This is a genomic window from bacterium (assembly GCA_023150945.1).
Lineage (GTDB): Bacteria > Zhuqueibacterota > Zhuqueibacteria > Zhuqueibacterales > Zhuqueibacteraceae > Coneutiohabitans.
In genome coordinates this window covers 610,622-627,654 of the sequence record JAKLJX010000001.1, presented here as the reverse complement: position 1 = coordinate 627,654, position 17,033 = coordinate 610,622, and the positions used below count along the sequence as shown (strand labels likewise).

Annotated in this window: 9 protein-coding genes; 8 read left to right on the top strand and 1 reads right to left on the bottom strand. The window is 60.8% G+C overall.

What is annotated here, in order from left to right; genetic code table 11:
- The first annotated feature begins 13 nt into the window (after positions 1 to 13).
- The 8 genes from treZ to L6R21_02395 all read left to right on the top strand — a co-directional run bounded on the left by treZ (position 14) and on the right by L6R21_02395 (position 12,965).
- Positions 14 to 1,834, top strand: a complete 1,821-nt coding sequence (gene treZ / locus L6R21_02430; protein MCK6558030.1) for a malto-oligosyltrehalose trehalohydrolase — start codon at positions 14 to 16, stop codon at positions 1,832 to 1,834.
- Between the two features lie 73 nt (positions 1,835 to 1,907).
- Positions 1,908 to 4,091, top strand: a complete 2,184-nt coding sequence (glgX, locus tag L6R21_02425; protein MCK6558029.1) for a glycogen debranching protein GlgX — start codon at positions 1,908 to 1,910, stop codon at positions 4,089 to 4,091.
- 94 nt (positions 4,092 to 4,185) lie between these two features.
- Positions 4,186 to 6,984 (top strand): malto-oligosyltrehalose synthase, encoded by a 2,799-nt coding sequence (treY, locus tag L6R21_02420; protein ID MCK6558028.1) that lies wholly within the window; start codon positions 4,186 to 4,188, stop codon positions 6,982 to 6,984.
- A 36-nt stretch (positions 6,985 to 7,020) separates the two neighbouring features.
- Positions 7,021 to 8,100 (top strand): mechanosensitive ion channel family protein, encoded by a 1,080-nt coding sequence (locus tag L6R21_02415; protein MCK6558027.1) that lies wholly within the window; start codon positions 7,021 to 7,023, stop codon positions 8,098 to 8,100.
- Positions 8,097 to 8,888, top strand: a complete 792-nt coding sequence (otsB, locus tag L6R21_02410) for a trehalose-phosphatase (protein ID MCK6558026.1) — start codon at positions 8,097 to 8,099, stop codon at positions 8,886 to 8,888. Before L6R21_02415 ends, otsB begins: the two co-directional genes overlap by 4 nt.
- A 162-nt stretch (positions 8,889 to 9,050) precedes the next feature.
- Entirely contained in the window at positions 9,051 to 9,704 is a 654-nt protein-coding gene (locus tag L6R21_02405) for a DUF5752 family protein (GenBank protein ID MCK6558025.1), read from the top strand.
- Position 9,705: 1 nt separating this feature from the next.
- Positions 9,706 to 10,938 (top strand): glycosyltransferase, encoded by a 1,233-nt coding sequence (locus L6R21_02400; protein MCK6558024.1) that lies wholly within the window; start codon positions 9,706 to 9,708, stop codon positions 10,936 to 10,938.
- 29 nt (positions 10,939 to 10,967) lie between these two features.
- The gene (locus L6R21_02395) at positions 10,968 to 12,965 is read left to right on the top strand and encodes a cation:proton antiporter (GenBank protein MCK6558023.1); all 1,998 of its coding nucleotides are present in this window, start codon (positions 10,968 to 10,970) and stop codon (positions 12,963 to 12,965) included.
- Between the two features lie 126 nt (positions 12,966 to 13,091).
- Here the strand turns inward: L6R21_02395 and L6R21_02390 are convergent, their stop codons facing one another.
- Positions 13,092 to 16,406, bottom strand: coding sequence for an AAA family ATPase (locus tag L6R21_02390; protein ID MCK6558022.1), 3,315 nt, complete (start codon positions 16,404 to 16,406; stop codon positions 13,092 to 13,094).
- Positions 16,407 to 17,033: the final 627 nt, after the last annotated feature.

The window sequence follows — 17,033 nt, the reverse complement described above, 5'->3', positions numbered from 1 at the left end:
GGAGAACCTCCGCATGAACATCGGAACCACCTATCTCGGGAACCGGCGCGCCAGATTCACGGTGTGGGCGCCCTTTGCACAAGAGGTGACGCTGCATTTGGTCGCGCCGGCTGAGCGTACGCTGCCGCTCCGCAGAAACAAATTCGGCTACTGGCGAACCGTCGCCCACGATATCGCGCCGGATACTTCCTATTTCTATCGCCTCGATCAAACCCGCGAGCGGCCGGATCCGGCCTCGCACTCTCAACCGCAAGGCGTGCACGGCCCCTCGCAAGTCATCGACCATCAGGCCTTCGCATGGGGAGATCAGAATTGGCGCGGACGGGAGTGGGCGCAGTGGATCATCTACGAACTGCACGTGGGCACCTGCACGCCGGAGGGAACTTTTGCGGCGATCATTCCCCGGCTGGACGACCTGAAGGAGATTGGCATCAATGCCATCGAGTTGATGCCGGTGGCGCAGTTCCCCGGCGAACGCAATTGGGGCTACGACGGCGTGCATCCTTTTGCCGTGCAGCAGTCCTATGGCGGGCCGCAAGCGCTCAAGAGCTTCGTCAATGCCTGTCACCAAAAGGAAATCGCCGTCATTCTTGACGTCGTCTACAACCATTTGGGACCGGAGGGAAACTATCTGTGGGACTACGGCCCCTATTTCACCGATCGCTACCAAACCCCGTGGGGCAACGCCGTGAACTTCGACGGCCCACACAGCGAGGCCGTGCGCCATTTTTTCATCCAAAATGCCCTGCACTGGCTGGGGAATTATCACATTGATGCCTTGCGCCTGGACGCCATTCATGCCATTCACGACATGGGTGCCAGGCCCTTCCTGCGCGAGCTGGCCGAAAAGGTCGCCTGGTTTGCCGGCAGAACCGGCAGGGAATTTCATTTGATCGCGGAAAGCAATCTAAACGATGTCAAGATCATCAAGCCGGCGGAGCTGGGCGGTTACGGCATGGCGGCGCAATGGTGCGATGATTTCCATCATGCGCTGCGCACGCTGCTGACCGGCGAGCGACGGGGCTACTATGCCGACTTTGGCAAAGTCGGGCATCTGGTCAAAGCGCTGCGCCAGGGTTTTGTCTATGCGGGCCAGTATTCCCGCTACCATCAACGCCGGCAGGGCAACTCTTCCCAAGACCGGCCGGCGCAACAATTCGTCGTCTTTGCGCAGAATCACGACCAAGTCGGCAATCGCATGGGGGGCGAGCGCTTGTCGCAATTGGTGCCGTTCGAGGCGCTCAAACTCGCGGCGGGCGTTGTCTTGCTCTCGCCTTACATTCCGCTGCTCTTCATGGGCGAGGAGTACGGTGAAACCGCGCCATTTCTCTATTTCGTCAGTCACGGCGATGCGGATTTGATTGCGGCAGTGAGAGCCGGCCGCCTGGAGGAGTTCAAGGCTTTCAATTGGCAGGGCGAGCCGCCGGACCCGCAAAGCGTCGCGACTTTTCGGCGTTCGAAATTGCAGTGGCACCAGCGGCGGGAGGGCAGACACGGGGTGTTGTTGAACTTTTATCGAGCATTGATCAGATTGCGCCAGACCAACCCGGTGCTCGCCCGACTTGACAAAGACTCGCTGGAGGTGGATGGCCGCGAGACCGACCAGCTTGTGGTGATGCGGCGCTGGCACGGCGCGAGAGCCGTCTTGCAGCTCTACAACCTCAACCGTGCCGACGTCACGCTGGCTGCCCCCGGCGCGGGCAGGTGGGAAGTCATCTTTGACTCCAGCGAGGAGCAATGGCATGGTCCGGGTTCGCTGCTGCCACCGCGCCTCCACGCAAACCAGGAGATTACTCTGCGCGGCCATGGCTTGGTGATATGTTCACGAGAATAATCAGGATCGTGCAATTCCCGCGGACGCCCTGCGCCCGCACAAATCAAATCGAATGATTTTGGAAAGGCAGAAGATGTGGGACAATTCCGAATACGGTCATCACACGTTGAAAGTGTGGCCGGGAAAGCCCTATCCCTTGGGCGCAACGTGGGATGGTGCCGGCGTGAACTTCTCGATCTTTTCAGAGAATGCCACGGCGGTCGAGCTTTGCCTGTTCGACTGGCCGGAGGGCAAGCGCGAAATCGCGCGGCTGCGCATGCCGGAGCAAACCGATCAGATTTGGCACGTCTATCTGCCGGAGGTGCGGCCGGGGCAGCTCTACGGCTATCGCGTGCACGGGCCTTATGCGCCCGAGGCCGGCCATCGCTTCAATCCCGCCAAGCTGCTGCTGGATCCCTACGCCAAAGCCATCGCCGGCACGATCCAGTGGAGCGACGCGCTCTTCGGCTACACGATCGGCCATCCCGCGGCCGATCTTTCGCAAGACGAGCGTGACAGCGCCGCGGGAATTCCCAAATGTGTGGTGGTCGATCCCGCTTTTAGTTGGGGGGACGATGCGCCGCCACACACGCCGTGGCACAAGACGGTCATTTACGAATTACACGTCAGGGGCTTCACCGCGCAGCACCCGGAGGTCCCGCCGCACCAGCGCGGCACGTATGCCGGCCTGACTTGCCCGGCGGTTATTGACTACCTCAAAAGTTTGGGAATCACCGCGGTGGAATTGATGCCCGTGCATCAATTCGTGGCGGACAAGCATCTGGTCGATCGCGGCTTGACCAACTATTGGGGCTACAATTCCATCGGCTTCTTTGCGCCGGACGCGCGCTATTCCAGCTCCGGCGTTTGGGGGCAGCAATTGATGGATTTCAAAACCATGGTCAAAACCCTGCATCGCGAAGGCATCGAGGTGATTCTCGATGTCGTGTACAATCACACCGCCGAAGGCAGTCATCTCGGCCCGACGCTGTGCTTTCGTGGCATTGACAATGCCGCCTACTATCGTCTGGTGCGCGACAACCGCCGCTACTACATGGATTACACCGGCACGGGCAACACCCTCGATATGACGCATCCGCGCGTGCTGCAGATTATCATGGACAGCCTGCGATACTGGGTGTTGGAAATGCACGTCGATGGTTTCCGGTTCGATCTCGCCGCGGCGCTGGCGCGGGAGCTGCACGAAGTGGATCGGTTGGGGGCATTCTTCGATATCATTCACCAAGACCCGGTGCTCTCGCAAGTCAAGCTCATTGCCGAGCCGTGGGACTTGGGCGAAGGCGGCTATCAGGTCGGCAACTTTCCCATCTTGTGGACGGAGTGGAATGGCAAGTATCGCGACACCGTGCGGCGCTTCTGGCGCGGCGATGAAGGCCAGGTCGGTGATCTCGCCTATCGCTTGACCGGCAGCAGCGACCTCTACGAACACAGCGGCCGCCGGCCCTACGCCAGCATCAACTTCGTGACCGCGCACGACGGCTTTACGCTGCGCGATTTGGTGAGCTACAACGAAAAGCACAATTACGCCAACGGCGAGGAAAACCGCGACGGCCACAATGACAACTTGAGCTGGAACCACGGCGTGGAAGGCGCAACCGCCGATCCGGCCATTCTGGCCCTGCGTGCCCGGCAACAGCGCAACTTTCTGGCCACCCTGTTCTTTTCCCAGGGCATCCCCCTGCTGCTCGCCGGTGATGAATTCGGCCGCACTCAGCGGGGAAACAACAATGCTTACTGTCAAGACAACGAGATTTCCTGGGTGGACTGGAAGTGGGAGGAATGGCAACACCAGTTGCTGGCGTTTGTCCGGCTGGTGATCCAGTTGCGGCGCGAGCATCCGGTGTTGCGGCGCCGGCACTTCTTCCAGGGCCGCAAGATCCGTGGCTCCCCTCTCAAGGATCTCTACTGGTTGCGGCCGGACGGTAAGGAAATGACCGAAGAAGACTGGCGCAGTCCCGGCCTCCGTGGCCTCGGCCTCCGGCTCGCCGGTGAAGCAATCGAAGAAGCCGACGAGCGCGGCAATCGCATCAGCGATGAGACGCTGTTCCTCCTGCTCAATGCCCACCATGAGCCGCTGCCCTTTGTGCTGCCGGCGTTCCAGAGCAACATGCGCTGGGAACTGTTGCTGGACACGCGCGAGGTTGCTGGCCTGCGGCCCCACCGCGTGATGAAAGGTGGGGTCAGACCTTTCCTCCTGGAAGGGCGCTCGCTGGCGCTGTTTCGCCTGCGGCCGATGGAAGAAGTGCAGGAAGAATGACGGACATCGCTCACGCCCGCTGTCGAATTCACACAACCGCCGCGCGTGCGGCCAGCCGGCCGCACGCGTGCAAACCTACCAGCCCGAGTTTGCCATGAGAATTCCAGTTGCCACCTACCGGCTGCAGTTTTCCCCGCACTGGGGCTTTGCGGAGGCAGAGGCCATCATCGCTTATCTGCACGCGCTGGGTATTTCCGACGTTTACGCCTCCCCCATTTTCAAAGCGAAGTCGGGCAGCACGCACGGTTACGACCTCATCGATCCGAATCAAATCAACCCCGAGCTCGGCGGCCCGGCGGCGTTCGAGGCGCTGGTGGCGAGCGTCAAGCAACACGGCATGGGCTGGCTGCAGGACATTGTGCCGAACCACACGGCGTTTGACGGCGAAAACCGCATGCTCATGGATATCTTTGAGAGCGGCCCGTCCTCCCTCTTCTTCGATTTCTTCGACATCGAATGGAATGAGGGCGTGCAGGGGAAGATTCTCGCACCCTTTCTGGGCAGCTTCTACGCGGCCTGCCTGGAAAACGGTGAAATCCAACTGCAATATGACCAGACCGGGTTGAGCATCAACTACTATGCTCTGCGCTTTCCCTTGCGGATCGAATCGTACGCCACGGTTTTCGATCATCAATTGGCGCGGTTCAAGCGGCAACTGGGCAATGCCCACCTCGACTTCATGAAGCTGTTGGGCGTGTTCTATGTGCTCAGAAATCTCGCCTCCCGCGAGGAGGTGCAGGAACGCACGGAACAGATTGCATTCGTCAAAAGAATGCTGTGGGAAATCTACTCGACAAACCAGCAAATCCGGCAGTTCATGGATGAAAACGTGGCCAGGTTCAACGGCGAGCCGGGCAGGCCGCAAAGCTTCAACCTGCTGGACAGCCTGCTCGCGGAGCAATATTTTCGGTTGTCCTTCTGGAAAGTCGCCACCGAAGAAGTCGACTACCGCAGGTTCTTCAACATCAACGGCCTCATCTCTCTCAAAGTCGAAAACCAGAAGGTGTTTGACCACACTCACGCGCTCATTCACCGGCTGGTGCAGGAGAACGAATTCACCGGTTTGCGCCTGGACCACATCGACGGCCTCTACGACCCCACCGTCTACTTGAAAAGGTTGAGGAATCGCATGGGTGACGTCTACCTCACCGTCGAAAAAATTCTGGAGCGCGGCGAAACGCTGCCGGCCGGCTGGCCGGTACAGGGCACCACCGGCTATGATTTTCTCAATTACCTCACTGGCGTGTTCTGCGAAACCAGAAACGAAGAGAAATTCGACAAAATCTACACTCGCTTCACCGAATTCACGACGCCCTACGAGCGGCTGGTGAGTGACAAGAAGCGGCTGATCATGGGCAAGCACATGGCCGGCGACGTCGACCGGCTGGCACAATTAATGAAAGCCATCACCCTGAAGGATCGCTACGGCCGTGACATCACGCTCTACGGACTGCGCCGGGCGTTGGTGGAAGTGCTGGCCTGGTTTCCGGCTTACCGGACTTATGTCAATGAACAAGATTTTACCGACAGCGACCGCGCCCTCATTCGCCGGGCGGTGGAGCGCGCAACGCAGGCGAATCCCGGCCTGCTGCATGAGATCAATTTTATCCAGCGCTGTTTGCTGTTGGACTTTCACGAGCATCTTTCCGAGGAACAAAAAAAGCACTGGCTGCACTTCATCATGAAATTCCAGCAGCTCACCGGGCCGGTGATGGCGAAAGGATTCGAGGACACCACGCTGTACATCTACAGCCGGCTGCTGGCGCTCAACGAAGTAGGGGGCAACCCGAAGACCTTCGGCATTGCGGTGAGCGCCTTTCACGATTTCATTTCCCGGCGCGCCGCGGACTGGCCCCATGCCATGAACGCCAGCGCGACCCATGACACCAAGCGCGGAGAAGACGTGCGCGCCCGCCTCACGGTGCTCTCCGAGCTGCCGGAGGAATGGGGAAAAATGCTCCGGGTGTGGAGCCGGATCAACGAGAACAAAAAGAGCCGGGTGCAGAACGAGATTTTTCCGGATGCCAACGATGAATATTTTCTCTACCAAACTCTGATCGGCGCGTATCCTTTTGATGCCGCGCCACACGACGATTTCGTCCAGCGCCTCAAGTCGTACATCATCAAGGCGGTGCGCGAGGCCAAAGTGCACACTGCCTGGCTGAAACCCGATGCCGCCTATGAGGAGGCTTTTCTGCAGTTCATCGATGCCATCCTGGCGCGGCCGGCGGAAAACGAGTTCCTTGCAGCCTTCCGGCCGTTTCAGCGCAAGGTGGCGTTCTATGGCATCTTCAACGGGCTGGCGCAGACTCTGCTCAAGATCGCCGCGCCCGGCGTGCCGGATTTCTATCAAGGGACGGAGTTGTGGGACCTGAACCTGGTTGATCCCGACAACCGTCGCCAGGTTGACTATGGCCGCCGCCAGCACCTGCTCGATGAAATCAACCGGACGCCGCCGGGTGATCGCGCAAAGCTGATCGCAAGACTGCTGGCGACGAAGGAGGACGGCGGGGTCAAACTGTTTCTCGTGCAGGCCGCCTTGCACGCCCGGCGGGAAAACCTGCCGTTGTTCCAACAGGGCGACTACCTGCCTCTGTACGCGACCGGCCGCTGGCGAAATCACCTCATTGCCTTTGCGCGGCGCCACCAGCAGGCTTGGGCGGTGGCGGTCGTGCCGCGATTCTTGACGACCGTCATCCCGGAAAACGGGCTGCCGGTGGGCACAGCCGTCTGGTCGGATACTTCGTTGGCCCTGCCGAAACCGGCGCCCGCCTCCTGGCGGAATGCCATCACCGGGCAAGTGCTCAGCGCCGGCGACATCATCCTGCCCATCGCCGGCGTCTTGCAGTCCTTTCCGGTGGCGCTGCTGCTCGGCGAAGAAAATGCAGGTTGATCTCGGAATGTACTTCATCGCAAGGAGGAATTGCGCATGGCTCCATGGCAGAATCTGCTTCAACTCGACTGGATGAAACTCATCCTCCCGCTCAGTGTGCTGGTGCTGACGGTGCTGGCCGGTTGGGTGGCCAGACGCCTGTTGTTTCGCGGCCTGCGGCAGTGGGCGACGCACACCAAGACGCGGGCGGATGACATCCTGATCCAGGCGTTCAGCGGGCCGTTCATGATCTGGGTGGTGATGCTCGGCCTGCATCTCGCCGCCCAAGCTTCGCAGTTGCCCGAGCGGGCCACCGGCTTGATCGGCAAGGGTCTGCTCGTCTTGTGGATTCTCTCCCTCACCCTGGCGGCCTCGCGGCTGGTGGGCAATCTCGTTAAATACTACGGCGGCGAGATACAGGAAGCGCTGCCAGTCACCAGCCTCACCCAGAACCTGGCGCGCATCATTGTCATCATCATCGGTCTGTTGATTCTCTTGAATCAGCTCGGGGTTTCGATTACGCCGATCCTCACCGCGCTCGGTGTCGGCGGTCTGGCCGTGGCGCTGGCATTGCAGGACACGCTGTCAAATCTGTTCGCGGGATTCTACGTCAGCCTTTCCGGCAATATCCGCCCCGGCGATTACGTCAAACTCGACAGCGCTGAAGAGGGTTACGTCACCGACATTTCCTGGCGCAGCACCACGATTCGCGCGCTTGCGAACAATCTCATCATCATTCCCAATGCCAAGCTGGCGCAGGCGATCGTCACCAACTACCACCTGCCGGAGAAACGCATGTCGCTGCTGATTCCGATCGGCGTGAGCTACGCCAGTAACACCGAGGAAGTCGAACGCATTCTCATCGAAGAAGCGAAGCGGGGCGCGGCAGACATCCCGGGGTTGTTGGCCGAGCCCGCACCTTTCGTGCGCTTCATTCCCGGCTTCGGCGACTCCTCGCTGAATTTCACCCTCATCTGCCAGGTATCGGAGTTTGTGGATCAATACCTGGCGCAGCACGAGTTGCGCAAACGCATCTTCCGGCGCTTCCGGGAAGCGGGGATTGAAATTCCCTTTCCGATTCGCACGGTCTACCTGCGCCAGACGAAAGATGCGCCCGAACCCGAGTCCGCGCCATGAGCTGGCCGCTGTTCGAACATCTCGACGGCGTCGCCTGGCGGCTGGCGGCCAATCGCCAGGTTGTGCTCTTTCTGGATTTTGACGGCACGCTGGCGCCCATCGTCGAACGGCCGGAACTGGCGCACTTGCCGCCGGAGACCCGCGCGCTGTTGCACCAGTTGGCGCGGCAACCCGGCGTGACGGTGTCAATCATCAGCGGCCGCAGCCTGCCCGATATTCAAGCGCGCGTCGGTCTCGACGCGCTGATCTATGCCGGCAATCACGGCCTGGAAATCGGTGGGCCGGGCCTGCACTTTGTCCAGCCGGAGGCCGCGTTGCAACGCCCGGCGCTGCAACGATTGGCCGGCGCGCTCGCCACGCAGTTGCGCCATTTCACGGGCGTCGCCGTGGAGGACAAAGGCCTGAGCCTCAGCATTCATGTGCGCCGCGCGCAGCCTGCCGATCACAACAAAATCGCGCGCCTCGTGCAAGCGAGCCTGGCTGCATTCCCAGGCTTGGCGCTCGCCGCCGGCAAGATGGTTCTCGAGATTCGCCCGGCCGTGGCTTGGAACAAAGGATCTGCGGTGGGATGGATCAGCGCGGCCCTGGCAAAAAAGCAGGCGCTTGCCATTTGCCTGGGCGATGATCGCACGGATGAGGATGCCTTTGCCGCTCTGCCGGAGGGAATCACGATCAAAGTTGGACCGGCAGAGGCAAGCGCGGCGCGCTATCACCTCAATGGCCCCGCGGAGGTGAGGTTTTTCCTGGCTTGGCTGGCGCGCGCTCTCGAAGGCCACATCTCGGGGTGAGAAGGTTGCTCTCCGTCGTGTCGGCCGCAGTAGGCACCGCCAAACAGCAGCGCCTCGCTGCCCGCACGCCGCCCCGCTCCGCCTTGCCTTCCGGGCCGAGCGCCACGCCCGCGAATCTGGATTTCTTGCTGTGAAGCCGTCACTCACTAGCGGAGGTGAATCATGCCTGCTCTTCAGCCCTTTGCCTTTTATACCGAACACCGCCTGGTTGTGCTCACCGGGTTGCAAGCCAGGAACCTGCACGAACTGTTGAGATTGCTGCACGAGGTCTCTGGTTCCGCCATTTTCTATCACACCCACCATCGCTATCTCGCGCATCATTTCGAGAAGCCGGTGTTCTACAATGATTTTGCCCTGTGGGCTTCGGAGGCACTCCAGGCGGAGGAGCTGGCCGAAAAACTGGCGGCCATCGACCTGTTGGCCTTCACCACCATCCGGCAGCTTCGCGAAGCGATCATCGCCGTTGTGACGGAGTTTCTCGCCCAGCAGACCAACAACGCGCGCGACTGTCCGGAGGGCGACGAATTCCACTTCTGCCAGTCGAAAAGCTTCATCATGCCGACCGGCATCGTTGCCCACAGTGTGCCGGAATTCTTTGCCTGCCTGCCACGCATCACCACTTCGACCCTCTACTTTCATTTTTTTGAAGCCCGCTTGCGGCTGGGGCATACCACCAACGATTTCTCCCGCTGGCTGGCTGACAATGGCGAAGCCAAACTGGCGCGGGCCATCGACAAACTCGATCCGTATCTGCCCACGCTGGACGAACTCAAGGCCAGGATCATCAAGCTTGGCCACAAACACTTGCAGGCCTGAGATGATGACGACTACCTTACAAGACTATGCCGCCATCGTGGGGCAAGAGATGATCGACGAGCTTTATCACCTGGCAGAACGCGTGCGCCACCGGCGGCTGCAGCACATCAATTCGACGCCGGTTGGCGGCGGCGTCGCCGAGATCCTCACCCGGCTGGTGCCCTTGCTGTGCGATCTCGGCTTGTCCGTGACTTGGGACGTGATCAAGGGCGATCAGGCATTCTTCAACGTCACCAAAGCCTTTCACAATGCCCTGCACGGTCAGCCGGAAGAGATCAGCGAGGACATGCTGGCAATCTACCGCGCCAATCTCGAGATGAACTTGCGCCAGATGGACTTCACCGGCGACTGCATCGTGATTCACGATCCTCAGCCCGCCGGCCTGGTGCTGCGCAAAAGCGAAATCGGACGGCACTGGCTGTGGCGTTGCCATATCGACATCTCCAGGCCTCAGCCGCAGGTTTGGCAATTTCTCCAACCCTACATCGCACAGTATGATGCTTCGCTTTTTTCGATGCCGGACTTCGCCCAACGCCTGCCCCTGCCGCAATTCATGGTGGCGCCTGCGATCGACCCTTTGAGTGACAAGAACAAAGAACTCAAACACGGGGTGATTGCGGGAGTACTGGAGAAATATCAAATTGATCCATCGCGGCCGCTCCTCACCCAAATCTCGCGGTTTGACCGGCTGAAGGATCCGCTGGGGGTGATCGCCGCCTACCGTTTGGTGAAGAAACGCCATGACTGCCAGTTGGTGTTGGCGGGCGGTGGCGCCTCGGATGATCCGGAAGGCGAAGCGGTGCTGCGCGAAGTGCGGGCACAGGCGGCGGACGATCCCGATATTCATGTGCTCTTGCTGCCCCCCTTCAGTGATGTGGAAATCAATGCCCTGGTGCGCAGTTCGACGATCGTCCTGCAGAAATCGATCAAGGAAGGTTTTGGCCTGACCGTCAGCGAAGCCTTGTGGAAGAAAAAACCGGTGATCGGCGGGGCGGTGGGAGGCATCAAACTGCAGGTGATCAACGGGGTCACCGGCTTTCTCGTACATTCGCCGGAGGGTGCGGCGCATCGCGCCATGCAACTACTCGCCGATCACCAGTTGCGCAAACACATGGGGGAAAACGGCTATCAGCACGTCAAGCAGAATTTCCTGTTGACGCGGCACGTGAAGGACTACTTGCTGGTGATGCTCGCGCTCGAACATCCCCGGCCGGAGGTGGTGAATTTGTACTGAGGCGGAATTCCCGCAAGGGGTGTGGCCCTGTGCACGATTTCTCCTTGCTTCACGAGCTGTTTGTCGTCTTCTGCAGCGCCATCGTTGTGGTGTTGATCTTTCATCGACTGCGCCTGCCGCCGATCGCCGGCCTGTTGTTCTGTGGATTCGTGGTCGGGCCGCATGGCCTGAACCTTATCACCCGTCTGGATGACATCGAAGTGCTGGCGGAGATCGGGGTCGTGCTCCTGCTCTTCACCATCGGCCTGGAGTTTTCACTCGCCGAGCTTCGCCGCATCAAACGCCAGGTGCTGTTGGGCGGCTCATTGCAGATGCTCACCACCTCGCTGTTTGCTTTTGTCCTCGCCTCTCTCAGCGGCCTGCGCACGCCGCACGCCATCTTTCTCAGCCAAATCTTCGCACTTTCCAGCACTGCCATCGTCCTGAGCGTGCTCGCCAGCCGGGGTGAAATGGAATCGCCCCACGGCCGCATGATCCTGGGCATCTTGCTCTTTCAGGATCTGTGGGTGGTGCCCATGATGTTGATGGCGCCCTTGTTGCACGGCGAAGGCGGCCTCCAGCTTCTCCCTCTGCTGATCTCGTTCGGCAAGGCCCTGCTGCTCATTGCCCTGGTTCTCACTCTGGCGGTGTTCATCGTGCCGCGGGTGTTGGAACAAATCGTGCGCGTGCGTGAGCGCGAAATCCTCGTACTGGGAGCCGTGATCATCTGCATCGGCACTGCCTGGTTGACCTCCGCGCTCGGCCTGTCGCTGGCCCTGGGCGCATTCATCGCGGGCTTGGCGATTTCGGAATCGCGCTACGGCCATCAGGTTTTTGCAGAAATCCTGCCCTTCAAGGATGTCTTCAACAGTCTCTTCTTTATCTCGGTGGGAATGTTGCTCGATTTGAAGTTTGCCTTCACCCATCTCAGGCTGCTCGCCGTGCTGGTGCTCGGCACCATCGTCGGCAAGGTGCTGCTCGCCGGCGTCACCGCCAGGGCGCTTTCTCCCTCGACGCGCACAGCGCTGCTGGTGGGAATGGCGATCGCGCAAATCGGCGAGTTTTCGTTTGTGCTCGCGCGCCTGGGGGTGCAGCACGATTTGCTGGATGCCAACTTGTACCAAGGCTTTCTCGCCGTCGCCGTGACCACCATGATGGCGACGCCGCTGCTCATCAGTCTCGCGCCGGCTTTCGCCCGGCACATGCCCGAGGGTCTGGATGGCAGGCTGGGCAGGGAACGCGGGCACCTGCCATCGCCGCAACTGGCGGCGATGCAGGATCACACCATCATCGTTGGTTTCGGCTTGAACGGCCGCTACCTGGCGCGCGTGCTGAAGGACAGCAGCATTCCCTATTGCATTTTGGAATTGAATCCACAAACCGTGCGCGATGCCCAGGCGACCGGCGAGCCGATTTGCTTCGGGGATGCCACCCGGCTGGAAATCTTGCGGCAGGTCAATCTCGACACCGCCCGCATCCTGGTGATTACGACCGATGAGATTGCGGTGGGCCGCCGGCTCGTCGCCATCGCCCGGCAGCATCGTCGTGATCTTTACCTCATCGTGCGCACCAAATTCGCGGCCTATGTCGAAGAGTTATATGAACTGGGCGCCAACCAGGTCATCGCGGAGGAGTTCGAGGCGGCCACGGAAATTTTTGGCCGCGTGCTGGCAGAGTACGATGTGCCGCGGAACGCCATTCAGGCCTATATTGAAACCATTCGCCGGGAGGGTGCGATGATGCTGCGCCGCCCGCAATTGCCACCGGCCTCCCTGGAGAAGCTCCGGCAGTTGCTGGCCGGCAACGTGGTGGAGAATTTTCTGCTGCTGGAAAATTCCCCTGCCGTAGGCAAAACCCTGGCACAGCTCGATATGCGCAATCAAACCGGGGCCACCGTCATCGCAATCGTGCGCGATCATCAGTCCCATGCGAATCCCGCTGCCGACTTCGTGCTGGCCGCCAACGATTTGCTGGTGATAATGGGCACGCATCGCGAATTGGACCGGGCGACGTCGCTGCTCGATCCGCCCGCACGCCAGACTGCGTGAACTCCCGCCCACGCGCGGAGCGTGGCGGAAATTGCCGGGCAATGCCCGCAGTCGCAGAACAGGCCCGAAACGCTGGCGGGCCGTACCTGCAGCGGGTGACACCGCCATTGCGTCCAACCGCCGGCCTCAAGCGCGATTGAGCATGGCCGCGGCAAGCTGCAAATCCAAAGTATCGTGGCCTTCGCTGAACCAGCCGCAGATTTCGCGCAGAAGGGCGCGGGATTCCGGATCATTCTCCTGATAGGAACACAGGCTGATCGCCGCGCGCAGCTCCAATGATTTGGCCTGCCGGTCGCGGGCAAGCGCCAGCGCCTGGCGCAGGCTGCGCTCCACCTCCTCACGCGAGGCGCCGAGTTGCATGAGCAAAATCCCCTGCAGCCGATACAATTCCGCTTGATAAAAGCGCTTGCCGCTCATTTGCGCGGCGCCCAGCGCTTCATGCAACACCTGCAGGCCCTCGGCGGCGCGCTTGACGGTGGCGTACGCTTCCGCCAGCAGCGCGAGCAAATGCGGCCGGAACAACTGCGTGCCGGTTGCGCGCCAAACGCGCAAGCCCTCTTCGATTTCGGCAAGATAGCTCTCCTCCTGATGCAACTCGACGCGCGCCCATCCGTGCAGCACTTTTGCCATCGCCAAATAGAAGGCATAGTGCTGCGCGCGGCTCACCGCGATGCCTTCCTCCGCCAGCTTGCAGGTCGCGAGCACCTCCTGGCGGAGCTGGCTGATCAAAGCGGCAAAGGCCAGCGCCATGGCCAGACTGAAGGGATGCGCCAGCTCGCGCGCCAGGCTCAACGCTTCCATGCTGCGCCGCAACGCCTGATCGGGATAACCTTGAAACCAGCGAATGCGCGCCAGATAGCACAAGCAGGACACGCCCGAGTCATGGCCAAAGCGGGTGATCATCGAGCGGTGCTGCGGCACCTGATACAGCGCAATGCCGTTCTCCAGGGCGGCGGCCGCCGGCTTGAGCTCGCCGAGATGAAACAACGCCGTTCCCACCAAAAAATGTGACTCCACCTGCAGTGCCGCCTCCTGCACTTCGTTGGCGAGACGCAGGGCCTGTTCGCCCAACTCGAGTGCCTGTTGGAAATCTCCGCGCAGCAAGTAGAATTTCGAAAGCCCCAGCAGCGCGGGATAGAGATGGGCATGATGTTGGAGCGGCGCAGTCAGCGCGCGCGCACGGGCATAGAGGCGCTCGACCTCGGCGGCGGCGTAGCCCGAAGTGATGATCAACGCCGCGGCCAGCGCAATCAAGATTTCCAATTCCTGCTGAATCACCGCCTCACCGGCCGGCAGTTCCCGCACCAACTCCAGGGCTTTGTTGTAATGGCGAACGGCCTCCTCGTGGGCAGTGCGCCGGCTCGCTCGCTGTCCGGCTTGATACCAATAGTTGACTGCCGGTGCGGTGCGTTTCGCCGCGGTGTAGTGATAGGCGATCAACTCGGGCTTGGCCTCGGCAATGCGGGGAAACTGCTCGGCCAGCACTTGCGCAATGCGGCCGTGATAAACCTGCCGCGTGCTGCGCAACAGCGCCTGGTAGGCGGTGTCCTGAATGAGCGCATGCTTGAACACGTACTTTGCCGACGGCGGGCTGCCTTGCTGCTGCAGCAAACCGGCCTCGACCAAGCGTGCCAGCTCGCGTTGCAGCGTGGCGGCCTCGAGCTGCGACACCTGCAACAGCAGCTCATAACTGAATTCCCGGCCGATGACCGCGCCAAGCTGCGCCACTTCCTTCACCGTCGCCAGACGATCGAGGCGGGCCATCAGCGAGTCCTGCAGCGTGGCGGGAATCGCCAGCGGCGGCAGCGGCCCGGCCAGCTCGAAGCGATCCTCCTGCTCGCTGAGCAAGCCGGACTCCAGCACCATCTTGGTGAGTTCTTCGATGAAGAGCGGCACGCCATCGGTTTTGGCCACGAGCTGCTGCAGCATTTCCGGCGGCAGCGATTTGCCGCCGGCGACAGCGGTAATCATTGCTGCGGTTTGCTCGGGAGAGAACGGCAGCAGGGCGAGCGCGTGCAGATGATCCCACCGCGGCCAGGGCGGATGGAATTGCGGCCGAAAAGTGAAACAGGCCATGATCGCGGAGGAGGCGATCTGCTCGGTGAGCAACTCGAGCAGCTCCAGCGTTGCCGCATCCGCCCAATGCAAATCTTCCAGAAGCAGAAACAGCGGCTGTTCGCTGGCCAGGGCTTGCAGCAACTGCAGCACCGCCCGATGGGGCTTCGGCTTCGACCCCGGCGGCTGCGCAAAGGACAATGCTTCGATCGCAACCGGTGCCGCGGCCGGCAGGCTGGCAAACAGCGGCTGCACCTCTGCCAGTGCAATGCCATAGCGGCCCAGCCGCGCTTCCACCTCCGCCCAGCGTGGCGCGCCCATTTCCTCCCGCTCGAGGTCAAACAGGTGTTCCAACATCTCGCTGATCGGATGCAGCGCCCGTTCCTGATCGAAGGAAGAGCAGCGGCCCTTCAGCACGCGGTGCGGCGCGCCGGCCAGCCGTTCTTGCAGTGCATGCAGCAAGCGCGATTTGCCGACGCCGGCTTCACTGCTGAGCAGCACGATCTGGCCTGACCCGCTGCCAGCACGCCGCCAAATCGCCAGCAAGTGTTCCAACTCTTCGGATCTGCCGATCAACGGCGTCAGCTCCTGCGCGGTGGCACGACGCAGCCGGTCTTTGCGGGGATGCGCCTGGAGCAATTGATAAACGTGCACCGGCTGCGCCACGCCCTTGAGCAGATGCGAGCCGAAGTCGCGGCATTCGAAATGATCCTGCACCAGCTTATAGGTGATTTCGCTCAACAAGACCGCGTTGGGTTGCGCCAAGCTTTGCAGGCGGGCGGCAAGATTGGGCGTTTGCCCCAGCGCCAGTTGTTCAAAGCGGCCGCCGCCGCCGATGGCACCGACCACGACGGGTCCGGTGTGAATGCCGATCCGCACCGCCAGCGGCACGCGCAGCCGGTGCTGCCAGCGTTCGTGCAAATGCGCGATCGCCGCCACCAGGCCCAGCCCGGCGCGCACCGCGCATTCGGCGTCGTTTTCGTGCGCCTGCGGATAGCCGAAATACACCAGCAAGCCGTCGCCGAGGTATTGTGCGATGTGGCCCTGCTGTGCGACGATCACTTCGGCGCTGGTGTGCTGGTAATCGCGGATGAGGTCGCGCAAATCCTCGGGATCGAGTTGGCTGGAGAGTTGGGTGGAGCCCACCAAATCGCAGAACAACACAGTGAGTTGGCGGCGTTCCGCGCGGCCATCTTCAAGACGCGGGCCGGACGCCTCCGCGGGCATCGCGGCGCGCAAGTTGTCACCGGCAGGCGGTGGTGGCGTAACGCCGGCGCCAAGGCGTGTGCCGCACTTGCCGCAAAAGTTGAAGCCGGCGGGGTTCACGAAGCCGCAACTCGAACAAAGCGGCGAAGACAGCGAAGCGTCGAGTGCCTGATCATTCATGTTGATTTCCCGTCGCAACGGTTGCCACGACATTGTGGCGATGAACTCTTCAAGCTTTGACTGATTCTGAATGATTCTTGACCACAAAGCAAACGCTTGCACCGCGGAGGCGCAGAAAGGGCAGAGTTGCTACATCAAAAAGCCTCTCTCTGCGTTCTCAGCGTCTCGGCGGTGAACTTTTGAGGTTAATGTCACGGCAGTGTGCCCAAATCTCCACAAGATCCTTACTGGATGACAGTGGTGGACACCTCATTGAAGCCGGCGGGGTTCACGAAGTCGCAACTCGAACAAAGCGGCGAAGACAGCGAAGCGTCGTGTGCCTGATCATTCATGTTGATTTCCCGTCGCAACGGTTGCCACAACATTATGGCGATGAGCTTTTCAGACTTTGACCAATTCTGAAAGATGCTTGACCACAAAGCAAACATTTGAACTGCGGAAACGCGGAGAGCGCAGAGCTGCCACATCAAAAGAGCCTTCACTGCGTTCTTAGCGTCTCGGCGGTGAGCTTTTGAGGTGAATGATACGGGAGTGTGCCCGAATCTTCACAAGATCCTTACTGGATGACTGCGGTGGATGCCTCGTGCGAGGTCACAGTGTCCGAATCGGGCTTATGGCTGCCCGCGG